This window comes from Oscillatoria sp. CS-180, from assembly GCF_028330965.1.
Classification (GTDB): Bacteria; Cyanobacteriota; Cyanobacteriia; order Phormidesmidales; family Phormidesmidaceae; genus Halomicronema.
Window position 1 is genome coordinate 1 of sequence record NZ_JAQMUB010000071.1, and the last position, 24,667, is coordinate 24,667.

General features: G+C 48.8%; 28 protein-coding genes. 16 read left to right on the forward strand and 12 right to left on the reverse strand.

Features of this window, described 5'->3' with window-relative positions; genetic code table 11:
* Positions 1-98: 98 nt before the first annotated feature.
* Both PN498_RS17080 and PN498_RS17085 read right to left on the reverse strand, forming a co-directional pair.
* The gene (locus PN498_RS17080; protein ID WP_272064197.1) at positions 99-299 is read right to left on the reverse strand and encodes a hypothetical protein; all 201 of its coding nucleotides are present in this window, start codon (positions 297-299) and stop codon (positions 99-101) included.
* Between the two features lie 89 nt (positions 300-388).
* The gene (locus tag PN498_RS17085) at positions 389-1,057 is read right to left on the reverse strand and encodes a hypothetical protein (protein WP_272064199.1); all 669 of its coding nucleotides are present in this window, start codon (positions 1,055-1,057) and stop codon (positions 389-391) included.
* A gap of 98 nt (positions 1,058-1,155) precedes the next feature.
* Between PN498_RS17085 and PN498_RS17090 the strand changes: the two genes are divergently transcribed.
* From PN498_RS17090 to PN498_RS17100, 3 genes are all read left to right on the forward strand, one after another.
* The gene (locus PN498_RS17090; protein WP_272064200.1) at positions 1,156-1,287 is read left to right on the forward strand and encodes a hypothetical protein; all 132 of its coding nucleotides are present in this window, start codon (positions 1,156-1,158) and stop codon (positions 1,285-1,287) included.
* Between the two features lie 133 nt (positions 1,288-1,420).
* Entirely contained in the window at positions 1,421-2,071 is a 651-nt protein-coding gene (upp, locus tag PN498_RS17095) for a uracil phosphoribosyltransferase (protein ID WP_272064203.1), read from the forward strand.
* Positions 2,072-2,228: 157 nt separating this feature from the next.
* Complete coding sequence (locus PN498_RS17100; RefSeq protein WP_272064204.1) at positions 2,229-2,549, forward strand: hypothetical protein; 321 nt, start codon at positions 2,229-2,231, stop codon at positions 2,547-2,549.
* Positions 2,550-2,584: 35 nt separating this feature from the next.
* On the opposite strand, the gene PN498_RS17105 is transcribed toward PN498_RS17100, so the two are convergent.
* Positions 2,585-3,115 (reverse strand): pentapeptide repeat-containing protein, encoded by a 531-nt coding sequence (locus tag PN498_RS17105; RefSeq protein WP_272064206.1) that lies wholly within the window; start codon positions 3,113-3,115, stop codon positions 2,585-2,587.
* 979 nt (positions 3,116-4,094) lie between these two features.
* Here PN498_RS17105 and PN498_RS17110 point away from each other — a divergent pair.
* Both PN498_RS17110 and PN498_RS17115 read left to right on the forward strand, forming a co-directional pair.
* Positions 4,095-5,657: a SagB/ThcOx family dehydrogenase gene (locus PN498_RS17110; RefSeq protein WP_272064208.1), complete on the forward strand. Its 1,563-nt coding sequence runs from the start codon at positions 4,095-4,097 to the stop codon at positions 5,655-5,657.
* Positions 5,658-5,788: 131 nt separating this feature from the next.
* Positions 5,789-7,030, forward strand: a complete 1,242-nt coding sequence (locus tag PN498_RS17115) for an LL-diaminopimelate aminotransferase (protein ID WP_272064209.1) — start codon at positions 5,789-5,791, stop codon at positions 7,028-7,030.
* A gap of 288 nt (positions 7,031-7,318) precedes the next feature.
* Here the strand turns inward: PN498_RS17115 and PN498_RS17120 are convergent, their stop codons facing one another.
* A complete protein-coding gene (locus PN498_RS17120; protein WP_272064211.1) occupies positions 7,319-8,134 on the reverse strand; it encodes an exosortase-dependent surface protein XDP2 in 816 nt (271 codons plus the stop codon).
* A 418-nt stretch (positions 8,135-8,552) separates the two neighbouring features.
* On the opposite strand from PN498_RS17120, the gene larB reads away from it, so the two are divergent.
* The 5 genes from larB (at position 8,553) to PN498_RS17140 (ending at position 11,414) form a co-directional block, all read left to right on the forward strand.
* Positions 8,553-9,341, forward strand: coding sequence for a nickel pincer cofactor biosynthesis protein LarB (gene larB / locus PN498_RS17125; RefSeq protein WP_272064213.1), 789 nt, complete (start codon positions 8,553-8,555; stop codon positions 9,339-9,341).
* A 96-nt stretch (positions 9,342-9,437) separates the two neighbouring features.
* The gene (locus tag PN498_RS17130) at positions 9,438-9,617 is read left to right on the forward strand and encodes a hypothetical protein (RefSeq protein WP_272064216.1); all 180 of its coding nucleotides are present in this window, start codon (positions 9,438-9,440) and stop codon (positions 9,615-9,617) included.
* Between the two features lie 9 nt (positions 9,618-9,626).
* Positions 9,627-9,854 (forward strand): MFS transporter, encoded by a 228-nt coding sequence (locus PN498_RS28620; RefSeq protein ID WP_442951430.1) that lies wholly within the window; start codon positions 9,627-9,629, stop codon positions 9,852-9,854.
* Between the two features lie 268 nt (positions 9,855-10,122).
* The gene (locus PN498_RS17135) at positions 10,123-10,794 is read left to right on the forward strand and encodes a DUF2589 domain-containing protein (RefSeq protein ID WP_272064218.1); all 672 of its coding nucleotides are present in this window, start codon (positions 10,123-10,125) and stop codon (positions 10,792-10,794) included.
* Between the two features lie 56 nt (positions 10,795-10,850).
* Positions 10,851-11,414, forward strand: coding sequence for a hypothetical protein (locus tag PN498_RS17140; protein ID WP_272064219.1), 564 nt, complete (start codon positions 10,851-10,853; stop codon positions 11,412-11,414).
* Positions 11,415-11,722: 308 nt separating this feature from the next.
* Here the strand turns inward: PN498_RS17140 and PN498_RS17145 are convergent, their stop codons facing one another.
* Complete coding sequence (locus tag PN498_RS17145) at positions 11,723-11,965, reverse strand: hypothetical protein (RefSeq protein WP_272064221.1); 243 nt, start codon at positions 11,963-11,965, stop codon at positions 11,723-11,725.
* A gap of 349 nt (positions 11,966-12,314) precedes the next feature.
* Positions 12,315-12,443 (reverse strand): phage integrase N-terminal SAM-like domain-containing protein, encoded by a 129-nt coding sequence (locus PN498_RS28625; protein WP_442951428.1) that lies wholly within the window; start codon positions 12,441-12,443, stop codon positions 12,315-12,317.
* 246 nt (positions 12,444-12,689) lie between these two features.
* On the opposite strand from PN498_RS28625, the gene PN498_RS17150 reads away from it, so the two are divergent.
* The 3 genes from PN498_RS17150 to PN498_RS17160 all read left to right on the forward strand — a co-directional run bounded on the left by PN498_RS17150 (position 12,690) and on the right by PN498_RS17160 (position 14,017).
* The gene (locus PN498_RS17150) at positions 12,690-13,145 is read left to right on the forward strand and encodes a hypothetical protein (RefSeq protein ID WP_272064223.1); all 456 of its coding nucleotides are present in this window, start codon (positions 12,690-12,692) and stop codon (positions 13,143-13,145) included.
* A 237-nt stretch (positions 13,146-13,382) separates the two neighbouring features.
* On the forward strand, positions 13,383-13,703 hold the full coding sequence (locus tag PN498_RS17155) for a nucleotidyltransferase domain-containing protein (protein ID WP_272064224.1): 321 nt from the start codon (positions 13,383-13,385) through the stop codon (positions 13,701-13,703).
* Complete coding sequence (locus tag PN498_RS17160; RefSeq protein WP_272064226.1) at positions 13,700-14,017, forward strand: hypothetical protein; 318 nt, start codon at positions 13,700-13,702, stop codon at positions 14,015-14,017. The genes PN498_RS17155 and PN498_RS17160 overlap by 4 nt, the downstream gene beginning before the upstream one ends.
* 51 nt (positions 14,018-14,068) lie before the next feature.
* On the opposite strand, the gene PN498_RS17165 is transcribed toward PN498_RS17160, so the two are convergent.
* Positions 14,069-15,199, reverse strand: a complete 1,131-nt coding sequence (locus PN498_RS17165) for a geranylgeranyl reductase family protein (RefSeq protein WP_272064228.1) — start codon at positions 15,197-15,199, stop codon at positions 14,069-14,071.
* 70 nt (positions 15,200-15,269) lie between these two features.
* On the opposite strand from PN498_RS17165, the gene PN498_RS17170 reads away from it, so the two are divergent.
* The gene (locus PN498_RS17170; RefSeq protein WP_272064230.1) at positions 15,270-15,485 is read left to right on the forward strand and encodes a tautomerase family protein; all 216 of its coding nucleotides are present in this window, start codon (positions 15,270-15,272) and stop codon (positions 15,483-15,485) included.
* 101 nt (positions 15,486-15,586) lie between these two features.
* Here PN498_RS17170 and PN498_RS17175 read toward each other — a convergent pair whose 3' ends face one another.
* Entirely contained in the window at positions 15,587-15,817 is a 231-nt protein-coding gene (locus PN498_RS17175; RefSeq protein WP_272064231.1) for a hypothetical protein, read from the reverse strand.
* Here PN498_RS17175 and PN498_RS17180 point away from each other — a divergent pair.
* The gene (locus tag PN498_RS17180; RefSeq protein ID WP_272064233.1) at positions 15,816-15,938 is read left to right on the forward strand and encodes a hypothetical protein; all 123 of its coding nucleotides are present in this window, start codon (positions 15,816-15,818) and stop codon (positions 15,936-15,938) included. The two genes, PN498_RS17175 and PN498_RS17180, sit on opposite strands and share 2 nt — an antisense overlap.
* A 98-nt stretch (positions 15,939-16,036) precedes the next feature.
* Here PN498_RS17180 and PN498_RS17185 read toward each other — a convergent pair whose 3' ends face one another.
* From PN498_RS17185 to PN498_RS17200, 4 genes are all read right to left on the reverse strand, one after another.
* Positions 16,037-16,477: a hypothetical protein gene (locus PN498_RS17185; protein ID WP_272064236.1), complete on the reverse strand. Its 441-nt coding sequence runs from the start codon at positions 16,475-16,477 to the stop codon at positions 16,037-16,039.
* Between the two features lie 187 nt (positions 16,478-16,664).
* Complete coding sequence (locus tag PN498_RS17190; protein WP_272064238.1) at positions 16,665-17,354, reverse strand: SRPBCC family protein; 690 nt, start codon at positions 17,352-17,354, stop codon at positions 16,665-16,667.
* Between the two features lie 260 nt (positions 17,355-17,614).
* On the reverse strand, positions 17,615-18,532 hold the full coding sequence (locus PN498_RS17195; protein ID WP_272064240.1) for an alpha/beta fold hydrolase: 918 nt from the start codon (positions 18,530-18,532) through the stop codon (positions 17,615-17,617).
* A gap of 105 nt (positions 18,533-18,637) precedes the next feature.
* Complete coding sequence (locus PN498_RS17200; protein ID WP_272064242.1) at positions 18,638-20,020, reverse strand: IctB family putative bicarbonate transporter; 1,383 nt, start codon at positions 20,018-20,020, stop codon at positions 18,638-18,640.
* Between the two features lie 262 nt (positions 20,021-20,282).
* Between PN498_RS17200 and PN498_RS17205 the strand changes: the two genes are divergently transcribed.
* On the forward strand, positions 20,283-24,560 hold the full coding sequence (locus tag PN498_RS17205) for a chemotaxis protein CheB (RefSeq protein WP_272064243.1): 4,278 nt from the start codon (positions 20,283-20,285) through the stop codon (positions 24,558-24,560).
* Positions 24,561-24,667 lie beyond the last annotated feature (107 nt).

The window sequence follows — 24,667 nt, forward strand, 5'->3', positions numbered from 1 at the left end:
ACGATACAGTAGAGGAGTCTCCATGTAGATGCTGGTAAGTTGGGGAACTTGAGCATCTCATGGAGCGCCCACTTTACCCAACCCATCTCATCTGAGACTCACCAATTTTCAGTGCTTTCAGGACTTTTCTGCACCACTAAGGGTTCGCTGGTCAAATCGCCAAATCGCTCAGGGCTTGCCATGTTTGAGATCGCCGGATTTGCAAATAGGCTGTAAGCGATCGTCAGCAGGCAACTAATGCTAGCGAAGACCAAAAGTTGTCGATGTTTCAATCGGAACCCAAAATCGATGAAGGCCACAACCAATATCCTGAAAAGAGCATGAATCGCCTAAGCAAATACTAACCGCAGCAATCGTAGTCTTGTTTTCACAAGGTCTAATAAAACCGTCAAGACTCTGGTGTAACTGGTGTGAGAGAAGGCTGTTCAATGTTGAGTTGATCCTGCAGCTGATTGGTTTCCTCAATGCGATTTTCTGCGTTTCGGCTTTCGGCTTGAACACTCTGCTGGAGCGTATCGATTGCCTGTTCTGCACTATTGATCTGATTTGTAGCAGAATCTAACGTTTCGTTGAAAGCTGGCGGAACATTAACTGTTTTTAACTGTTCAAGTTCGGCCCTGACCACTCTGAGCCTCTCGATTGACTGTTCTAAGTCCTGATTAGCTTTTTCGAGCTGCGCTTTGGTTTGAGTATGAGACGCCTGAGCATTACGAAGACTCTCATTGACATCTTGAATTCTCTGATTCAGTTCAATTTCTTCTTCTAAGTTGTGCTTTCTGGATTCTAAAACCCTAACTTCAACAGAGGGCTTAACAACGTTTTCTACATAAAACCAAAGTACAGGAACACCGATGAGTACAGTCGCAATCCCTTGAAAAATAGCTCTAGTAAATTGCGAGAGAATTGAAGACTCTTCATACCACTTGGTTGATATCTTGTCTCTAATTAAGGCTTCCTGGGCTTTAATTCTAGCTATTTCAGCTTTGATTTTTTCTTGCTCAAGGTGCTTTATGTTCTCAGTGAAGCTAGGCAAGTCTTCTATCTTTTTATTACTCATAGTTTTCCCTTGAGGGCTTAGTAAAATATAGCTTCAGTCATCTAGGCCGATGCACCCAATAGCACCCGGGCGCTGAGTACCGCTACACGGAATTCAAAATGCAAAATACCCTACCCTTCGAGAACGCTGAAGGCGAACGAGAAGAGGAAAGCTCTACAGAATTCAAAACTAAGGCAATAAGCTTTTCCGGTGTTTTGAATGGTGAGCCTATTTCTGCCGCAGTGTACTAGTGCATAGCCCAATGGCTTGCCGTTTTTGTCCCAAACGAGTTGGCGACTACAAATCGACTTACGCAACTGTGAGACTCAAAATCTCGTCAATGACAGAGTATTATTATGCAGACCCTAGCTCCGCAACAGATTTATGGCCCTCCAACTTCGTGTTTTCGTTCCTCCCCATCCGCTAATCAAGCACTGGCTAGGGGTCGCTCGGGATGCTAATACCCCTTCATCGCTCTTCCGTACTTCGATGACCGAGTTAGGACGCTGGTTAACCTACGAAGCCACTCGTGAATGGTTACCCACGATGGACAGGATGATTGAAACACCGCTAGCTCCTTGTCCAGCAACTTTTATCAATCCCCAAGTTCCCACTGTGATTGTGCCGATCTTGCGGGCGGGATTAGCGCTTATGGAGGGTGCCCAGGCCGTATTGCCCTTAGCTTCGGTGTATCACGTGGGGTTTGTCCGTAATGAAGAAACGCTGGAGGCTAGCTGTTATCTCAATAAACTGCCTGAGTCGTTGTCTGCTGAAACCCGCGTTCTGGTGAGTGAACCGATGTTGGCAACCGGCGGCACTATCATGGCAGCAATGGCGGACCTCACCTCGCGAGGCATTAGCGTTGAAAATATTCGGATTATTTCTATCGTGACGTCTCCCTCTGCGCTGCAACGGCTGGCAGATGCTTACCCCCAACTCAACATTTATGCTGCGACTATTGATGAAGGTCTAGATGACAATGGTTACATTGTGCCTGGATTAGGGGATGCGGGCGATCGCACGTTTGGCACCTAATTGTTCTATCTGCAGATGCCGTCAGCCGGTTTTCAATGACATCTTTTGAGAAAGTGACACGATCAATCCCCGTGATCAGCAACAATAGAGTTTGAAAAATTTTGCCTTCAAGCTCGCATAGCTTCAGCAGTTAGTTTTGATCCTTCTCGGAAATATTATGAGTCAGCAAGACAACTTTGGTAGTGGTTTCCTAGTCGGTACTCTATTTGGCGGAGTACTAGGTGGTATTGTCGGCGCAGTTGTGGCGTCTCGTGTGGTTCCTGGCAGCAGGGAACAGCAGACCTTCAGTCTTGACGACGACGCGGAGAGAGCGAATACCGAAGCCCTAAATCCTTCTGAAGAAGAGATGGAAATCGCTCGACGAGGGCTGGAAGACAAGATTGCACAGCTCAACTCAGCAATCGACGATGTTCGTCAACGCTTGGGAGGGACCAATGGTCATGCTCAGACCCGTGAGGATGTCGGTCAAGATTATTGAGGCACTGCGTCATTGTCTCTGCAATGTCTGAGGGTTCAGCTGTAGTAATGGCCGTCGGGCATGATGGTCGAGCGATCGCAGATTGCCGCACTCAGATCAACATTGACAGCTCGGAAGAGTGCTGCTCCTTGAAGACAGGTCGCTTCGAGCTGAGCCTGAAATAGGTTTGCCCCTTTCAGATTGGCCCCTCTCAAATTGGCTCCTCGTAGATTGGCTTCTTGTAAATCCGCATTGCTTAGGTCGCTTCCCTGTAAGTTAGCACCCTCAAGACAGGCATACCGCAAGTCGACACGAATCAAGTTAATTTCTACTAAAATAGCCTTTGTCAAATCTGCCGAAAACAATTTAACGTCTCCCAAATTTCCACGCTTTATAGTTAGTCCACGCAGATTTGCTCGACTCAAATTGCCATAGGGTAAGTAGGCATTGCTAATGACAGCATCGATTAACTCAATCCGTTGTAGATCGCATTCAAACCCATCTGCTTCATCAATAACGACGCTATGAAATTGCCGTTCGCCTGATTGATATTGCTCAAGAATGACCTGAAAATCTACTGTTTCCATAGACTACGAATCAACGCTTCAGCTGACAGACAAATTCTCGAAGGTTTCGGAGTGTATGCATTAAAGTACTGCCGAAATAGTGCTGTAGATACCCAGAAAGTCCTTGAGAAGTCGCGTCAGTCATACCTTCATGCGTTGCTACAAAAATTAACAAACCTTCGCTAATCTACAACCCGCAGACGTGAATTTCTTGGGGCTTAAAGATGTTTTCGGATTCAATGGCAAATTAAGCCGATTTATGAGCGTTTTAATTTGCGATAATAAGTTGCGAAGAACTGATTGATAACTTAAATGAATAGATAGGTGATTCTTGTTTTTAGATAAAGATATCTATTTGATTTGTCAAAAAGAATATTCAGGTCTTGACTGCAACTTTTAAGGACTGACTTGTGAATTTATTGTTAAGGTTTCTGTTGAGTTGAATGCTTGAAAATTCCCTGTGAAAAGCTGTGTCTTTTGTAAGATCTTATCGGACCGATGCTGTGACCGAGAAGCGGATGTTTAGACAACGGTAGGCAAAATAGGCAAGTGGACAAGGGAGTGAACCGATTGAAGGCACAGTTTTTGTTACAGTGGGCTGGAACAGATGAAGGCTTAACACTTGTGGGGTAAGCTGCTCAATCGCTCAAACTTCCATCAAGGTGAGATTCTCTATCCTTCTGCTTGCAGGCAGCGTATCTTGTGTGAACTTCAACTCTGCAAGGGCTTAAAATTAGCATTGTGGTTGAATTCCCTAGAATTAGCGAGAATTATGGGTAGCCAAGTAATGTTGGGTTTTGGTGTATCGCCTTAACTGTCATTAGCTGAAGGTGCCTTCCAGTTCAACTGTCCTCGAAAGAGAATCACATTCCTTGTAGGGAATTCGGCTGAGCATGACCAGACCTTTACTGAATCACTGAAACTTTGCGAAACTGGTTGTCTGTATTGCTAAACGAGCTGACGGTTTAAGCAGCTAGCCTTTCGGATTTTTGAATGAGTTATGAGTCAAAAGGATTCGTTTGCAACTTATTTTCACAGCCGCACTAAGTATGACCCAGACACGATCGCCAACATCAAAGGGGCGATGCAAGGACCACAACCCGAGCTTTTCAAGTCTTACCGACTCGGCTCAGAAGTGGATTTGAAGCCCTACTTGCATGAGTCAAAGGTTTCGCCAGAGGCGTCTTCCGAAGATCGAGGTTGGGCGCGACTGTCCCATTTTCTGATCAATGTGTATGGCTTGACTGCTCAATTAAAGACTCAGTTTGGGCAAGCTTTCTACCTCAGATCAGCCCCATCAGCAGGAGGTCTTTACCCCACGGAGTTGTATTTGGTTTCGCGGGGAAATCAGCTTCTGCCAGCTGGACTTTATAACTATCAAGTGCGAACCCATAGCCTATTGCGGTTTTGGGATGACCATGTGTGGCAAGCGCTGCAGGAGTCCTGTTTTTGGCATCCTGCTTTAGAACAAACTCAGCTTGCGATGGTGCTATCTACAGTATTTTACCGTTCTGCTTGGCGGTACCAGGATAGAGCCTATCGCCGCATTTGCCTTGATGCGGGGCACGTTTTGGGCAACTTGGAACTCGCTAGTGCGCTAGTTGATTATCGTCCCCATCTGATTGGCGGGTTTGCTGACTCAGCCCTCAATCAGATGCTTTATTTAGATGAGAGTGCTGAAAGCACGTTAGCCGTAGTTGCATTGGCCGATCTATTGCAGGTAGAGCAGAATTTGTCCCATTCGACCACTACCCAACCTGCGCGATCGCAAACTGACTTTCCCAAAGTTGCCGACGGTGAACTCTTGCCCTACATGCACCAAGTGACTTGTATTGAGGCGCAGGGAGATTTTCGTTGGCAGGTTCGTTCTCCGAGTTTAGCCGACCAGTCAAGCCCAAACACTGAAGCTGTCCCTGACGACAAATACAACTTTCCATTTTGCCTTAGGGTTCCCACGGTCACCTCTCCGATTAATTGGGATGATCGTCTGCAAGGACTTGAAAGAACCATTCTCAGGCGGCGTTCAACTCGACGCTTTAGTGGTGCTAACCTGACGTTAGATGAACTGAACACTGTTTTGGACTTTGTTTATCAGCCCCATCACTATGTTGAGCAGGGACTGGACGGTGATCCTGATTATTTTGACCTCAGCTTGATCCAGACCTTTGTGGCCGTTTCAGGAGTAGATAGTTTAGACGCGGGCTGTTATTACTACGCTCCTTACAAGCAAGAATTTCGGCAGATTCGCTTCAAGAACTTCCGGCAAGAATTGGAGTATCTTTGTCTAGGGCAAGCTTTGGGGCGAGATGCTGGAGCCGTTATCTTTCATACAGCTGACCTGCAGCAGGCGATCGCTCGTCATGGCGATCGCGCCTATCGCTATCTGCATCTCGATGCTGGACACTTGGGGCAGCGCATCAACATTGCAGCAGTTCGGTTGGATTTGGGGGTCAGTGGGATTGGCGGATTCTTTGACGATCAGGTAAACGATGTGCTGGGTATCCCTGAGGATGAAGCCGTTTTGTACATCACAACTTTGGGGCGTCCTGCCGACTCTGTCTGAAATTCAGCCCTCTTCAGGACCTCCCTTTGACAGGCTAAGTGCAATATCAACCGCCTTAGACATCAGTGCATTGCAAAGTCCTCGTTCAAGTAAGCTGTTTGAATACACAGTGCAACGAGTTTCATTCCGACATGGTCACCATCAACGAGAACTATCTGAAGCTAAAAGCAGGCTATCTGTTTCCAGAAATTGCCCGTCGTGTCAATACATTTGCAGCCGCTAATCCCGATGCACCCATTATCAAACTGGGAATTGGTGACGTTACCGAACCGTTGCCTGCGGCCTGTCGGACAGCCATGATTGAGGCGGTCGAGGAAATGGGCGATCGCGCAACCTTTAGAGGCTACGGTCCAGAGCAAGGCTATGAATTTCTTCGGGACAAAATTGTTGAGCACGATTTTCAGGCCCGTGGCTGTGATGTCACTGCCGACGAAATCTTTATTTCTGACGGTTCCAAATGTGACTGTGGCAATATTCTTGATATTTTTGGCCACGACAACACAATCGCAGTGACGGATCCGGTGTATCCGGTTTATGTGGACACAAACGTCATGGCTGGACATACCGGACCAGTCCAAGAGGACGGTACCTATGAAGGACTGGTCTATTTGCCTATTTCCGCTGAAAACAACTTTACGGCTAGTATCCCAGGCCAGAAGATTGATCTCATTTACTTGTGTTTCCCTAATAACCCAACGGGAGCAACAGCGACAAAAGAGCACCTGCAAGACTGGGTCAATTACGCTCAAGCTAACGGATCGCTGATTCTTTTTGACGCTGCCTACGAAGCCTTCATCACCGATCCGGCTATTCCTCATTCCATTTATGAGATTCCTGGAGCTAAGGATTGCGCGATCGAGTTCCGTTCTTTCTCTAAAAATGCTGGTTTCACCGGGACTCGTTGTGCGTTAACCGTGGTGCCAACTTCTCTTAAAGTCACAGCATCTGACGGGACCAGCGTTGATTTACACCGCTTGTGGAATCGTCGCCAATCAACCAAGTTCAATGGTGTTTCCTACATCGTGCAGAGAGGCGCGGAGGCGGTCTACAGTGATGAGGGTCAGGCTCAGGTCCGTGAGCTGATTCAGTTTTATTTGGAGAACGCCCGCATCATCCGAGAACAGCTTTCGAAAGCAGGCATTCAAACTTATGGCGGTGTTAATGCTCCCTATGTTTGGGTCAAAACGCCCCATGGTCTCTCAAGCTGGGATTTCTTTGACAAGTTGCTCCAAACTTGCAACGTTGTGGGAACTCCGGGATCAGGATTTGGTGCAGCGGGAGAAGGCTACTTCCGTATCTCAGCTTTCAACAGCCGCAAGAATGTAGAAATGGCCATGCAGCGAATTACTGATAAGTTCAAGGCTGAAGTCTAGCCTTAGCCGCCTAGTATCACTACGCGAAATTCAAAACGTAAAATACGCTACTCTTCGAGAGCGCTAGAAGCGAACGAGAAGAGCAAAGCTCTACAGAATTCAACGCTAAGGCGGATAGCTTTCCGAAGCATAGAACGTAGTGCAGGCGTTGCTTTCTCGCGGAGTAAACCGACATTAGCAAGGAATACGTTGGGGTTTCCCGATGGCCACCGCTGCAACGCATATGCAAAAGCGAAGCTAAGAATTTTTAGCTTCGCTTTGCATTTAGATTAGATTTTCGATGCAGTGTCAGGCGAGTTGAGGACGCTTTCTAAACATCAAGAGACTGCCAAAAATGGTGATACCTACAGCGAGAGCGGGTTCGGGAACGGATTCTGCATCGATGCCTCTATTCGCATTGGTTCCGACAAATTTCCAATCAGGACCGTTGAAACTACTTTCGCTGAAAAAGCGGATCGTTTCCGCTTGACCGCTTTCAATCCCTAGGTCTTCAGAGATATTGATTCCCAATGAGCCAACGGCTTGAGCGCCTCCGATTTCGTGGGTATCGATTGAATACCCTGCATCGGACCACATGTTCTTGCCAATAACGCGACGCTCGCCAATCAGGTTGCCATTAGCATCAACAGCTTGAACGCCCAACTTACTATTGCGTCCGCGCTCCCAAATTAGTAAGTTGTCGATGGTCTTGCTGAACTGCAAATCGATGACAAACGTGCCATTGTCTTCTGTATCAATGATGTGGTTCAAGTTGTTGGTTCCCAGATTGGCCACAACATCGGCAGCTGTGGCGTCTTCAGCTCGAACACCGTCTGTCACGTCATCTCCCGTATCGGCGCTAGCAGCACCTGTATTGCCATTTAGAAAAGGATCGTTGTAGATGATTTCGGCAGCATTAATGTAAGAAAAGTCACTGACAACTTCGTCGCCGATTTGAACGGACTCTAGCAGAACATTGCCAGTGGGTGAGTTGTATTCAGAAAGGGTTGTAGTGAACTCGAAGCCAAAATCTAAAGCCTTTGCGTTGCCACCCAAGGTGAGCAAAGTACCTGTCGCGAGGCTCGCAGCCACGGCTAGTTTTGTGAAGGAAAACGTCATAGTCATATCAGGGAACAGCTTTTACGTTCTGAAGATAACGTTTGGAAAGGTCTGGTACGACAGAGAGGATACTCAAGAAAAATTGGAGTGATTTCATATTCACTTCAAATAAAGCCCTCGTTTTTATGGGACTTAGTTAGGGTTTCAAGTTTGATGGGATTTTCGAATGCTTTTAACTTCAGAACTTTGAGCCTTTCTTAGCTAAAAGGATTCTGCTGAAAAGCCCTTTGAATATTCTGTAAGCCTGTTGGGGTCGCAAGAAATATTTTGCGTAATTGCATTTAGGTATGGAAGTCTATCCGCACGAGATAGGGTCTACTGCTCTTCGGCATTTCTCTCTGATGATTTCGATTTGTAAACAGACAAAACCGTCTTCCCTCCTTACCGCGCGGTAGCCTAGACATGTTGCAGTTGGGGATGATGAGTGACACAGCCGGAGGCTTTACGACAACTGTTGGAAGCGATCGCTCAGGGGCAGGTGAGTCCAAATTCAGCGTTTGACAAGCTGAAGTATTTGGAATTTGAGCCAGTAGAAGATTTTGCCAAAGTGGATCACCATCGATCGCTCCGCACAGGATTTCCCGAGGTGATCTGGGGTCCGGGTAAGACGGTTGAACAAATCGTGAGCATCATGAAAGCGATGCGCGATCGCACGCCCATCGTGATGGCGACGCGGATCGAGCCGGAGATTGCCCAGCAGATTCGAATTGCCTTGCCGGAAGCGATGTATTATGACACAGCCCGTATTTGTGCGCTGGTTCCCATCAACGTGCAACCCCGCTATGCCGGTACTATCGGCATCCTGACAGCGGGGACGGCGGATTTGCCCGTTGCGGAGGAAGCAGCTGTAACAGCTGAGTTGTCGGGCTTTCACGTCGTGCGGCTCTGGGATGTTGGTGTAGCAGGCATTCATCGTTTGCTGCGCCATCGAGCCGTCGTTGATCAAGCTGACGTCTTGGTTGTGGTGGCCGGAATGGAGGGTGCTTTGCCCAGCGTTGTAGCGGGTTTTTCAGACTGTCCGATTGTGGCAGTGCCGACTAGCGTTGGCTACGGTGCGAATTTCGGCGGCATATCGGCGCTCCTGACGATGCTGAATTCGTGCGCCACTGGAATAGGCGTGGTGAACATTGACAATGGCTTTGGCGCGGCAATGCTAGCAGGACAAATTTTGCGAACGGCCAATCGAATTTGTGAACGAGGCGATCGGGCTTAGCAGGCAACGGAGCGGATACCCATCGTTCTATAGGGTTTCAGTCCTGCCACAACCCAGTTCAGTCATTGATAGAGCCAGCGTCTTATAGGCAAAGTGATGACCGATGCTTCTAGACAGCTACCGTGGCGATTTTGGATTATCACGCTGGTAGCTTTTATCAATGCAGTTAGTTTTAGCGTTATTATTCCGGTTTTATACCCTTACGCGAAGCAGTTTGGCCTCACCGACTTTCAGGCAAGTTTGCTGACGACGGTCTATGCGGTAGCACAGTTTTAGGGAACTCCTATTCTTGGTCGCTTATCTGATCGGGTTGGCCGTAAGCCGCTACTGATCTTAAGTTTGTTGGGCACGGTGGCCGCCAACCTCGCGGCAAGTTTCGCTCCGCTTGCCTGGTTTCTCTTTCTAGCTCGCAGGTTAGACGGTCTTACGGGCAGCAATAATTCTGTGGCTCAAGCCATTATTAGCGACACGACTCACCCAGAACAAAAGCACTCACAGAAAAAGCACTTTTAGTGTTCACCTGTCTAGTTTTCAAGTAGAGAAAATTGGGTTGAAAACTTTCTATCTAAAAGCAAGTTATGCAGATATGTCATACGGCGAAATTGCATTTGTTTGACGATTGAGCACCAATACATACACTCTAGCAATCTAAAAATGCTAAGCCTCAAAAACAATATTCAAGTTTTGTTTAATAAACAAATTTTTCTTGTTTTATGGGCCGGGATAGTGATATTCCTGGTGTATATTCGCATAATCAAATCCGTAATAAAGAGGTTTAAACATGGCAGAGAACGGTTCTAGAGAAGTTAGAGAGCTCCGCAGTCTCCCTCTTGAAGACTTGATTAGTGCTCCCCTAAACGCAGTTATCAAAGCTCAAACTGAAGCTGCGATGTCTACGGCTGACTTTATTAAACGTGTTGGATTTGTTGATCCCAAAAATAAGTCTCTCTTTGATCGCCTAGAACAAGATGACAGTTCTGATGTCCGAATTGCGGCGATAAGAGTTCGTAAAAAAGGGTTGAATGATCAGGGGGAAGTGGTTGATATTGAGGAACTCGTTGAGATTCCTTATATTTCTCTCTTCAATATTCCAGCGTTTGAGATTGACTCTCTAGATTGGAGTTTTGACGTCAAGCTAAAGCGTATTGAAGCATTTGAAACTGACCTAAACACAGTTATTGAAACTGAGCAATCAGGTACAGGAAACGCTGGAGGCTCTTTGCCAATAGCAGGCTTACCTATTGGTGTTGGGGGCGCAATGAGTGTTGAAGTGTCTTCTAAAACGGATTTTACACTTCGCTATGGCCAAACGAGAGAATCAGAATATAACCTAAGAATCAGTATTAAGGCTAATGCAGCTGCTCAGCCAAGAGGAATTGAGCGTTTATTAGATATTGCAGAACGAATTGCTACCGAGACAGAAGCTATCAATCGTGCCAATCCTTCTGAATAACAACAATTCGTTTTTACACAGGAATTTAATTTATGGTTGTCTAGAGAGGTCGGTGCATGGCTCTACCGCTGAAAGATATCCTATCTGCACTTGTCCGCGATATCGACAGAGCTAGTGTGTCTGCTGATATCAATCGTGCACACTGGCAGCGCGTTTATGACAGCAGCGAACTTTTGCGAGATGCTGTCCCTAGTCATGTTCGAGTGGTTGAAGCGAAAATTTCATTGCCAGTAGCATTTGAAGCTGTGGTCGAGGGACAAGTCCAAGATTATGGCCTCACTCCTAGACAAATTTCAAATATCCTACCTTCCGAGATCCCTAAAGCTACAAGAGATCGTTTAGCGCGACTTTTACATAGTCGGTTGGTTCAGGAAAAGCAGAATCAGCTCCTTAACGACGACTTACCTCAGCAACTTCGAAAACTCATTGAAGCTGTTGATCCTGAGATTATAAGAGGTGAAGAAGAGCGCATAGAGAACGAAGTTATCAAATTGCAACGGGACTTTCAAAGTAAACCCGCAAGAAATCAGGAAACTCAATGTATTTATAGGGCAGAAGAACTATCAAAGGTGAATCCGCAATACATTGTCCGCTTAGATCTAACTTTGGAAATTAGTTGAATTCTATCGTCTTTTTGTTATCCCTCTTTTATCAATCGAGAGAGAGGAAATCTGGGGTGCCTTTTGACTTTTTGATGAGTATAAATATTCCTGAGATTTAGGTCGTTTTGTTAGGCCCGTTACCCCATCGTCCCAAAAATTGTTATCTATTAGGCAAAAGCCAGTCAAAGCCTCAAACACTGGGGCTTCTGGCTGCTGCTTGCAATGGGGCATGATAGGCCGCGATCGCACCCACCTCTGAGTCTTTCGGTGTTCATGGCGAGCGCGATCGCCTTGTAGACAGGCTTACGCCAACGACGTCACTCTAGCTAAACGACGCGCACCCGTTTGGTGAGCACGACGACCACTTCGTTGGACTTGCCTGTGGGTATCGGCTTGCTCCAGTCGTTTGGTTCGGCGTAGTTGAGTTTGTGCAGCAGTTTAATCGTGGCCTGCACTGCACTGACGCTGCCGAACAGCATGTGACGCACCATGTCAAATTGCGGATCGTAGAATTCGTTCGCAGTAGGAACGGTGGACGCGGCTGCGCCCGAAACAGAAGGCTGAAACATGAGTCTGGTCTCCAGAAACGTTGATTTACGGAAGGAAACCAGAACTCAAATGGCCTAGCTACCCCATAACGTAGTGCGAATCGGGGTAGCTAAGGCACAATAGGCCCTAGCCTCCAGACTGGCTTCATCAGTGTGGGGGTCAGCTGCTGGTTGGTGCGTCAACACCTTCCAGTAGCGCTAAGTCAATTGAGTTCTGAATTTAGGCTGCGTGAGAGACACAACCTTGCGGATGAAGATAGGAAACTTTTGTACTCGCGTCAACCGTAGAGCTAATTCGACTCATTCACTATTTTGGGTTAAAGCTGCAACGGGTTAATTCACCGCTAGATCTGTTAAAAAGGCTTCGATCTCAAGTTGCTCCATGTCTTTGGGTGACGCTTCCCTGGAACAAGATGTATTGCTTGACCCACTGCAAATAGGTCTCTTCTGTGCGGTAAGCATAGTGCTTCAATTGCATCGAATCACGAATCCGATCCAACAGTTTTTTGTTTTTTGCCGAGCAAGAGACTCAACTAAAATCAGTATGTCTCGTAGCAAATATCACTAAATAAGCTGTATGTACTATATCCGACATAGGGTGGAAAGTTCCTTGCGATCCACCCAGACTTGGATAGTATGCAGAAAATTTCTTGAGATCTTCGCTCCTACAGGTGATAGGCAGAAAGTTTCTGTATCATTCCTTTCAGGGATAACATGCAGAAACTTTCTGTCTAACGAGATTGTTATGCGTCTAAAAAAACTCAACAAACTGCGCCATCAACTACCGCTGCCGCCAACGCTCATCGAGATGATCGAATCTGGTCAGTGGGTGCATCCTGGCGATGATGTCATGCTCGCGAAGATTCCGTTCATTCGCGATCCTCTAGTATTTCTCGGTTCAAAAGACAATATGCTGTTCGAGTCTGGTCCTCTAATGGGGCCAGACGAGATCGAAAACGAAATGTTTTCCGAATACCGTGGCTCTGAGGTTGGTGAACGCTCCCTTCCGTGGATCGACGTTGAGCGAACGCTATTTGTAATCTGCAACAAATGGCCGGGTGACGATGTTGGGATTGCTCTCGATTATCGTACCGACAACTCACCGCGCGTGGTTGGCGGTGATTGGACTAACGGCAATAGATGCATTTATCGTGAGATCAGTTCCTCATTCGATGCCTTTGTTGAATTGCTTGGACTCTGAGGTTAGCTCACAGGATGTACGACGCATAACAAACGGATACACCGGAGCGGGAAAACGCGGGTGGGTTCACTTCGTTCGGCAACGTTAACTCCCCGCTCGGTGATCCTGAACGTTATGCCACCTTCAGCTCTTTGTGGAGGCACGGTTGAAGGGTTGTCTATGGCTAGGAGTTCTCAAGCTGTTACATATAGTGTGGGTTGTATTGTAGAAAGAAGGTTTTGCAATTTTTCCTCTGTCATGGATGTTAGCCTCAAATTTATCTTGACTCGTCTCAAGCAAGACCTTGTGGCTCTTTACGGCGATCGCTTGCGGCATCTTACTCTCTTTGGATCCCAAGCCCGTTGTGACGCTGAACCGGGGTCAGATATTGATGTGTTGGTAGTGCTTAAGCCTCCTGTGCATCCTGGTGAAGAAATTAAACGAACAGGCAAGATAATCGCTGATATCTCCCTTCATCATGATGTAGTTATTAGCTGCCTATTCATGGACGAAACTCACTACCAAACCCGCAATGGTTCTCTCCTTCGCAATATCCGTAAAGAAGGAATCCCTTTGTGACCGATGAACAACGAGAGCTTCTGCTCAAAGCACAGCAAAGTTTAGAAGCTGCAAGGCTTCGAGTTGCAAGTTGGCGGTCTATGCGGATTGATCGCGCGCTTCCCGTAAATGATCGGCACGATCGCAAACTTATGATCAGTTATGGGGCTGCAATTTTTGATGTTGAAGTCGTGGCAGAGCGGCTGAATATCGCCGCAGATATGACTTTGCTTTCCGACTCTGGTATTGTGGATGACCTTCTTCCCTACAACGGTTGCCGTAAGTGCTCGGGTGGAAAGGGGCGATCGCGCAAGGGTCATACCTGCAGAAGATGACTGCAACGGCAGTCATCTTCTGCAAACCCTGGTTTAGTCCCCACTTCAGCGTTACGAGCGACCTGGCAAAAAGCCTGTCGACAGCCGTTTAAGGACTCGATTAGCAATGTCGCTGTACTGAATTTCGCCTGCGAGCAGTTGCCCCATGCGAGTGGTCATGGTGGGGCGCTTGATGCCCACTCGATAGCCGATTCCGGGGACTCGGAAAAAGACGCTGGCGATGCGTTGTGCCCACTGAATATTGTTGCCCCATTCATGCATGGCGGCGGTGTAGCTCGCTAGCGCATCTGCTTCTCCCTGTAGGGCTGCGTGGATGGCCTCAGCCGCTTTCATGCCGCTGTACATGCCAGGGCGCAATCCCTCCGCAGAGAGGGGATCGACGATCGCCCCGGCCTCTCCCACCAAAACGGCCTGTTGAGTATGGAGCGCTCTGTTACCGTCCCACAGTTTGAGCGGATGACGATAAATCTGACCCAACTGGCTATCTGCACCAAAGCTGTTGGCATAGGTTGCGAAGATGGAATTATAGTCAGGCTGATTTCTGCCTAGAAAGGTGATGCCGCCCATAATGTATCCCTGGGATTGGGGAAAGCACCACAGGCAACCATTCTTGAGCAAGCCAAACTCGAAATTGAGAGCGGCGTCTTCCCCCGGCAATTCGGTTGGAATCTGAAAGACAGCGCCCTGTCGTAGCTTAGGCGTGCTAAACCCCAGCCATTCTGCCAAGGGTCCCTCGGCACCATCGGCAGCAACGAGGTAGTGACTCTGAAAGGTTTCTTGAGGGGTGCGAACCGTCCAATGGGAATTTGAGAAGTCAACGCCTGTAACCGTTGTATTGTCTTGAAACGTGATTCCCTGAGCGATCGCCTGCTGCACCATAAACGCATCGAACCAATCTCGCTTCACAATCCAAATGGGATCTTGGGTCTGCAATTCTGAGGCGATCTCATCGCCAAGCTTCCAGGTGTAGCGAATTCGACGCAGTTTGCGATCGATGGCGGGATCAAAATCAAAATCAAAATCAAACCATTGGGCAACTAAGGGTGAGAGTGCGCCTGTGCAGGATTTGTAGCGGGGAAACGAGGACTTGTCCAGCACAAGGACAGAACAGCCCTTTTGGGCCAAATGATAGGCCGTGCTGCTCCCTGCTGGGCCAGCCCCGACAATAATGCAGTCAAACATATTGGTATTCTGTGCAAAAGCACCTACAAAAGCGTCGCCAAAGGAAACGTAGCACGAACAGGAGAGATCAGTGCCCATCGTCACTATTCAGCAGTCATCAGGACGTACCCTTGACCAAAAGCGGCTCTTGGTTAAACGAGTTACAGAAGCATTTCAAGAGGCTTATGGCCTTGGCCCTGAAGCCGTGACTATTTTCCTGCAAGATTTTGAAGATGATGGTTGGGGTAAGGAAGGCTTGCTGCATTGCGATCGCAGAACAAGCGCCAACCCCAGCAGTGAGGCATAAGCCTAGATGAATATCTAAGCTACCTGCTTTTTAAAAGCACAGTATCCGCTAGCCCTTCAGCCAACGGATACTGTGGATACTGTCAAGCGGTTTTTGGAAGCCTAGCTCTGGGGCATAACGTCCATCAAGTGCTTGCGGATTTCTTGAATCTGTTCCATGTCGCTTTCTTTGAGCTTCGTAAACAGATCGACGCACTGCTGAGCATTCGCCTCACGAGCATCTTGAATGTACTTGTCATAAGCTTGCAACGCTTGGGCTTTGTTATGCATGACAGTCAACCAGTCATATTCAAGGTTGCTGATGGTTTGTTGAGTTTGTGTGCTTGTAGCCATGATGAATTTACTCCAATTGTCTTCCGGTTTACAGCCGTCGTTGATGCCGTTAGGACAAGACGGCGCGCCATCGGTGCGTCAAGCGTTCGGATACTGCCTAGTGCACTGTCTAGATGGCTAAAGCTATACTTTGGCAACTGCTCCCACTAATTTCATCTTGCTAAAGGCAGCTTATTATCGCCCAGCGGATGGGGATGGAGAAAGGGGGCTGTTATAGGCCTATTGGACGTTTGTATAGCGCTTTAGGGTGGGATTTTTTTGGGTGCCGGGATTAGCTGAAGATGTTTCTGCCCCATTGTCGCCTCTCAACCTATCGACAAAAGACTCAATGGGACCTTCCTCTTCATCGTTAGCAATGCGGCGGTTAACGTCCTCGTCAAGGGCGGAGCGATCGACGCCGCCATCAAAATTCTCGCCAGTGATGGGGTTACGGGTTTGACGAACAGGACCGGGGTCGTAGGCTTCGGCCTCGGGAGTGGCGGCGGCATGGACGGGGGCAATGTTGATCGCCATGCTGCCAAAAAAGAGAGCGATCGCCAGCACGGCCATTGAAATCCAGCGGCCTGTTCCTCGACGTCGGCTAACTGAGCGTACCCCCTTTGAACTTTGACAGGACTTTGAAGATAGGCGGCTAGTCGTCTCAGTATTTGAAAACTGCATTGAAGAGGGTCGGAAATGAAAATCTTGAAACATGAAAAAGAACTCACTGAATTGGGATAAGAGTGAACGTTAGGGATTCTTCGGTTATTGCCGTACGGAGATCTGCCACCATCTTTGCCACCATCGGCTCAAACCGTTGAACGGGCAAAAGCCTACGCAACCTGAGGATTATCTCTGCTGTCTTTTCCTAACCTTGAGATTGGCCTTCAACGGTGGCAATCTTGCCCGTTTCCATAAGCTGCTTAAAGCGGTTAAGCTCATCACCTACTTGCTGCTCAGGTTCCTCACCAAAGAGCTTGGCGATCGCTGCTGTGAGTGCACCACCAGGCGGTTGGTATTCCATCACGACTTTGACCTCAGTCCCGCGATCTCCTGGTGCTGGTTGAAAGCGGACGAAGCCAGAATTTTCAATCTCAGCGCCATCAACAGACGTCCAGGCAATGAGGTGATTGGGTTCATCGTTAACAATGACAGCATCCCACTCGACAGTTTGACCCAAAGGAGCATTAGCGACCCAATGGGAATGAATGTCGTCTTTGACCTGAACAGTCTGAAGATGCTTCATAAACTTCGGCAAATTTTCTAGATTTCGCCAAAAGCTGTAGAGGTCAGCAGCAGAACGATTAATGGTGATAGTTTTCTCGACGCGAATGGCATGATCTAATCCCAATGCGTCTTCGACCTGCTTCACAGTGCTGTTGCGTTGGGCACCTTGATAAACCAAGCCGCTTCCGGCGATCGCCGTCAGAATACCTCGTAGCGATCGCTGCTTCAGTCCGCTCAACACCAACGCCCCACCGCCAACAATTGAAGCCCAACGTTCTAAATCGCCTGCCTGTTTGTCTGCAGGCGTTTGGGTGCGCATGGAATCTTCCATTTCAAAAATCCTGACAATCGTGTTTCAGAATGTTCGTCTCACCTTGCCGTGAGAAAACATCTGGTGTCAGCGTAAAGGGCTGAAACGGTGATCTCCTTCGTCCATAGGGGAGAGACTTGCTCTAAGTAGGCCCTTCTGCGGAGGGAAAGAGACAAGGTCGGTTTGATGCCAATGAGTGCTGCCAGTTCTGTTGCGACCCGATGACGAGCGCTCGGTATCTAGATGCTATTGGGTGCATCAGCTTGGGTGGCAGTTGGCAACTATCTGGCATCGTTTAACCAGGACTGAATGGCGGCTGCGGTCTCTTGAGCTTTCTCCAAATGAGGGACGTGACCGCATTCATCGATCCAGATCAGCTGTGCGTCTGGAATGAGAGCCTCAAACCGAGTAGCATCTTGGGTCCCTAAGATTTTGTCCTGTCGTCCCCAAACAATCAGAGTGGGAGGGGCAATGTCGGTAATGCGCTTAGTGAGAAAGTTATAGCCGCCACTCTTCGTGAAGGCGATCAGCGCTTCGGACCAGCTAGGGCATTCCAGATGTAAGGCGGCGCAGACTTCCGCATCGGGCGTCACAAGGGTCTTGTCGTGGTAGGCTTGCAGGCTGATGCGCCGTCGCACACCAGGATTTTTCAAGAAGCCCGTGGCCCAGCGATCGAACGGAGGAAACATGAGACGCCCCATTGCTGGTCCTGCGGCAAGTCCAGCACTGTCCAGTAGCACCAAATGGCTGACGGCGTCTGGATAAGTCAGCACAAAATCGATCGCGGCGGCTCCCCCCATTGAGGCCCCAACCAACACCACAGGCTGTCCAATCTGATGCTGCCAGAAACTATGGATATGCTGCTTGATGGCTGCGGGCGTGAGGTCAGGAACGAGCGTGCGATCGCCAAATCCAAATCCTAGCAGATCCAGTGCCCACGTCTCTCGGAATGCTGCTAGTGGGGGAACTAACCGCCGAAACTCTAGCAGTGAACTGTCAAATCCATGTAGCAACACAATGGGCGGCTGTGCCTGACCTTGTTGAGCATAGGTGGTCGGGATGGGGCGATCGCTCAGCGGAGTTTGAAGGGAGATTTGGCGAATGTTTTGAGCAAGGGCGATCGAGGTTGGTTCTGTCAGCGATTGAATGGCGGGCGGCAGGAATGGCGGAAAGGTTGTGGGTAAGGGCTGGGGGGACATTGGGTGGGTAGATGAGGTAGATAAGCGAATGGATGGATGAGATGCAAGCTATGTGTGAGGATTCGAGATATCGCGTCCCACCACAGTCCATTTTCCCCACGGTATCTATTCTGGGGATAGGGCTTTGGGTTTGCTGGTGTAGTAGCTGGCAACGAGGGCTAGCATCATCCACCACAGGGTGCTGACCTGAGGACGATACCAGATCGTGTCTACTAGGCCGTGTACGAGCATGCCGACCATAGTAGCTAAGGCGGCGATGAGCCAATAAGCCTGCACGGACTGAATTTCTCGCAGTCGCTGTAGCTGTCGCCATCCCTGTCCAAAGGTAACGGTTAGTAGCCAAAAGAAGACGCACAGACCAATAAATCCAGCTTCGACGGCAATTTCCAAGAAGACTGAATAAGCGCTGAGAGCGGTGTAGCGGGGTTTTTGATAGAAGGGATAGACTCGGTTGAAGGCGTCGTTGCCGGGACCAATGCCGAGAATGGGGCGGTCTTTGATCATATCGATGACGGCGACCCAAACATTGATGCGGAAGTTGTTGCTGCTGTCGCTACGACCGGCGAAGATGCTGAGGACGCGATCGCGCAACGGTTCCAAGGCCGCCACTGCTAGCACTACAAATGCCGCTGCCCCACCGATGAGCACAGGAATGGCCCACTGCTTCCAGAACTGATTGAAGCGGAGACTCCAGAACTGGACCAGCAGTACCAGCAATGCAAAGCCGCCTGCAACGAAGCCTAGCAGGCCGCCTCGGCTGAAGGTCAGCACTAGGCAGGCCATATTAATTAGAACTGAGAGAAGGGCAAGGGCTTTGGGGGTCCACCGAGGCCACGCGAACACGGCAGCACCACTCAGCATGACGGCTGGAATCAGATATCCTGCCAGCAAATTGGGATTACCGAGATAGCTATAAACTCGTGTGGTGCCAGCGAAGTTAGAGGTGGGATCGACCCAGGTAGCAAGATCTTCAGCCCCAAAGAACCACTGACGCAGTCCGACAACTGAGACCACTAGAGAGGTGAGCAGGTAAACCGTTACTAAGCTGGTCCGGAGCCGAGGACGCCGCAGCACTCGTGCCATTAAGAGAAACAGCAAAACGTTCAGCGTCAGTTTAATGAGACCTGAAATGGCAGCCGCTCGCACAGGCGATAGGGCTGTTGCCAGTAGCATGATGCCCCAATAGACAATGACGACTAGATGGATGGGAGTCAACCCTTCACTTGCCTCGTCTGACAGGGTTAGCAAAAACCAGAATGCGGCACAGGCTAACAGCAATACGCCAATCAGCGTGGTCGAAACGTAGGGTGCTAAGGCGAATAGAAGGGCAATGATACTTAGGGCAATGACATCACCCCAGGGCAAGAGCCAACTGCCGCGTCGCCATGCCCGAGCAAATCCCAGAAACTGATGCAGCAGGCTAACTTCACGCCACTGATGCAGCGCAAATCGGTTTAAGGTGATGCCCTGCCAAAAACTGCTTAACATACCTAACGCCTTAGCTCAAATTCACTAAGGGTTATTCTGCACTAATTCCACTACTCTGAAACAGGTTTTTAGAGTCCTCTTCTGATGCTCCGTGTCCTATAGTCTGGGCAACAACTAGAAACAGCATTTATAGATTCTTAACAACTTTTTTTGGGCATGGGTAAAGGGTTGGGTGTTTAGGTTGTCTACGGTATGGACTGAAGTTTTGAATTAGGTGGTAGCTTGTGACCAACCCTATGTAATTTCCACCGTAACTTCTGTAATGACGGATCAACCTGTCAGCGGTCAAAACAATGAAAATGCTCTATTAGTTGTCGGTATTGGTGCGTCTGCTGGCGGGTTAGATGTTCTTTCAGAAATCCTGAGTCATTTGCCGTTAGATACCGGAATGGCGTTTGTCTTGATGCAGCATCTTAATCCCGATCAGGAAAGCTTATTGAGTGAAATATTAGGGCGGGCTACTGAACTTCCAGTTGCTACGGCGGAAGATGGCATGACAGTAGAAGCCAATCATGTCTATGTGCTTCCACCCGATGCACGGATGACGATTGCTAACAAGCAACTTTGTTTAGAATCCCGCAGCCCAGGGCAACGATACCCCAAAGTCATTGATCCGTTTTTCCAGTCTCTGGCAAATGACTGCAAGAACAATGCGATCGCGATCGTCCTTTCTGGTAGCAACGATGATGGTGCAACAGGCATTCGAGCCGTACGAGAAGCCGGTGGCATTACCTTCGCTCAGGACAGAACGACAACCGAGTTTCCTGAGATGCCTAGCGCTGCCATTGCTACAGGGCAGGTTGATTTTGTTCTGGCTCCAGACAAGATTGCTGAAGAGCTTGTCAAGATCAGCAAGCATCCTTACCTGTGCGAAACTGCTTCGGGTGAAGCAGACGATTCGTTTGTCTTTGACGACGGCGAACTTTCCACCATCTTTAGTCTGCTACAAAAGCATACTGGGGTTGACTTTTCTCACTACAAACAGACGACCTTTGAGCGGCGAATGCGACGGCGGATGGCCCTGCGCAAGATTTCTCATTTGGCTGACTATGTTCACTATTTGGAGGACAATCCAACTGAAGTTAAGGCCCTCTATCAAGATGTCCTCATCACTGTTACTAACTTCTTTCGCGATGCAGAGGTGTTTACCACGCTTCGCCAGCAGGTGTTTCCTCACATTCTGCAACAACCTTCTGCAAGCGATTCCATTCGGGTCTGGGTCGCGGGATGCGCTACGGGTGAGGAAGCTTACTCTGTTGCGATTTGTCTGCTGGAATGCATTGATCCACTCATGATCAGTCCAACGATCCAAATTTTTGGGACTGACGTAAGCGATCAGGCGATCGAAGATGCCCGCGTTGGATACTATCCTGAGAATCGCATGGAGGGGGTGTCTTCTGGGCGACGACAGCGCTTTTTTGCAGAGGTAGATGGGGGCTACCAAATTAATAAATCTGTTCGGGAACTCTGCATCTTCGCTAAGCACGATTTGAGTAGCGATCCCCCCTTTTCCGATATTGATCTGATTACCTGCCGTAATGTGTTGATCTACTTTAAGCCCTCTTTGCAGCGGCGGGTTTTGTCCATCTTTCACTACAGTCTGAGGCAAACAGGTCTGCTGATGTTGGGCAATTCTGAAAGCGTGGGCGAAACGTCAGACCTCTTTCAGGTGTTTAATGCCCAAGCCAAGGTCTATGAGCGAGAGGCGGTGCCCTCCCGCATCAACTTTGATTTCGTCAGCAGCAAGCATCCTGAAGCGGCGGATTCTAGACAGCAGCCGGATTTTTCGGCGTCTCTCAGCCAGTCCAGCATACAGCAATGGGCCGATCAAATTGTGCTAAACCGATATGCCCCTGTAGGTATCGTGATTAATGACCGGTTAGATATTTTGCAGTTCCGAGGGGAAACGAGTCCCTTCTTGAGGCCGCCCTTAGGCGAACCCAGCTTTAATTTGCTGAAGATGATTCGGCCTAGCCTGTTGAATGAGGTGCGATCAGCGATCGAGCAGGCAAAACAGCGGAGCGTCACTATCAGGCGACAAAATTTACGCATTGAGGAAACGCAAACAGTCGGGGTATCTCTTGAGGTCATTCCATTCAATGTGTCCCAAGGCCGCTGCTTCTTAGTTTTATTTGAGCAAGAAGAAGACAGTTCGTCTGTACCGTTAGAACTGACAACGGATGCAGAAACGAACGACGAATTTGGAGACCCAACTACTGAGGTCGTTCAATTACGCCAAGAACTGGCAACGGTGCGTCAAGAACTGCTGGATGCTCGCACTTTTCTGCAAATGACTGTTGAGGAACAGGAAGCTACGCATCAGCAGTTAGTCGCGGCCAATGAAGAAGTGCTATCCAGCAACGAAGAACTCAGAAGTACGAATGAAGAACTGCAAACCGCGAAGGAAGAAATTCAATCGGCTAACGAGGAATTAAAGACCACCAATGAAGAACTGCAAAGTCGTAATGCCGAATCACGACGGGCCAACGATGACCTGATCAATCTGATTAACAACGTCAACATTCCCATCGTGATGTTGTCTAGCAATCTGCACATTCGCAGTTTTTCTCCAGCTGCTCGCGGCGTCTTTAACCTCATTCCTACCGATGTGGGTCGACCCATCAACAACATTCGACCCAATGTCAACATCACGAATTTGGAAGTCCTGATTCAAGAAGTAATCGACACTCTTAATTCCACCGAACAGGAGGTCAAGGACGAGGAAGGACGATGGTATCTGCTGAGAATTCGTCCCTATCGAACCGTTGAGAATCAGATTGATGGAGCGGTCATTGCGCTGATTGATATCAACAATCTGAGGCGAACCGAGGAAGAGTTGCGGGCGAGTCAGGCTCAGCTTGAGCGAGAACTGGTGGCCATGAATCACATGCGGACACTGAGTCTGCAACTGTTCGCCTCTCTTGATTTGGAGCAGGCGTTGAACGAAGTCCTGGATGCGGCGATCGCTATCCATCAAGCCGAACAGGGCTGTGCTCATCTTTATGATCCAGAACGAGATACTTTGAGAATCGTGGCTCATCGCGAGATCGACCAAGACTTCTTGGACTATTTTCAAGACATTGCGCTAACAGACGAGACGTTCTATGGTCGTACCCTTCTGCAGAGACGGCGCGTTGTGATTGAGAATATCCAAACTGATCCTGAGTTTGAGAGCTATCGTCAAATTGCCGCAGATGCCGGGATTCAAGCGCTTCAGGCAACTCCTTTGATTAGCCACAACGGCGAGATGTTGGGGGTTCTATCTACCCACTTTTCGCAGCCCTATCGTCCTTCCGAGCGGGAGTTGCGACTGCTAGATCTCTACGCGCGGCAGGCATCCGGGTTTATTAGTTTGGTGCGTGCTGAAAGAGAGCGACAGCGATTGCAGGAGCAAGAACAAGCTGCCCGCGCTGCCAACGCTAGCAAGGATCGGTTTCTGTCGGTCCTTTCCCACGAATTACGAACTCCCCTCAATAGCATCCTGGGCTGGTCACAGCTTCTGATTCAGGGACAAGTACGAGACGCTGATGTGAATCGGGCGATCGCCGCCATTCGCAATGGTGCTTTGGTTCAGCTTCAGTTCATTGAAGATTTGCTGGATGCTTCTCGCATTGTTCAGGACCGTTTTCAGGTTGAATTATTACCCGTTAACTTAACTGCTGTTGTGCAGGAAGCGGTCACCGCTATTCAACCTCAGGCGTATGAAAAGTCTCTTCAGCTCAATGTCGATTTAGAAAACTGTTCAAATCGGCTGATGGCAGATCCGGGTCGCATGGGCCAAGTCTTTTCTAACTTGCTGTCCAATGCCGTCAAGTTCACACCATCAGGAGGCCAGATCTCCGTTCGACTGACTTATACCCCCTCTCAAGTGCGAGTGCAAATTAGTGACACGGGACAGGGTATTGAACCTGAATTGTTGCCCTACATTTTTGATATCTTTCGCCAAGCGGATGATACCAATACCCGACGGACAGGAGGACTTGGGCTTGGCCTGTTCCTCGTCCACTCTATTGTGGCAGCCCATGAGGGACATGTGGAGGTTGAAAGTTCAGGCGAAAATCAAGGAACCACCTTCACCATTACGCTGCCTTGGGTGGTCGTTGATATTGCTCCACCATCCCCTACTGAGCCACGCCCTGCCGAAGATGTCAGCTTAGAGGGTATGCGGGTGCTAATAGTCGATGACACGGAGGCCAGTTTAACGCTCTACATGTTTGCTTTGCAGGAAATAGGAGCAACTGTTCTCACTGCCCAGTCCGCTGCTGAAGCCCTTGACATTATTCCTGAGGAAACGTTAGACGTCATTATTAGCGATGTGGGTCTGCCCGATATCAATGGCTATGAGTTCATACAACAAATACGATCGCTCCCTTCAGACCAGGGCGGCGACATTCCGGCGATCGCCCTGACCGGCTATACCTCTGATCAAGATGTGCAAGAGGCGATCGCAGCAGGATTCCAGATGCATCTCCCCAAACCCGTTGAGCTCAATGACTTGTACGATGCGCTATATCGTTTGGTGAGGTCGCGTGAAGGGTAGAAGTAGGCTGCATCTTCCCGCCTTTGGTAACATCTTCACAACTTCCTCAAATTCTTTTTCTAAGCTAGAAATCTGAAATTTAGCTAAGACTCATGCAGTTAGCTTCA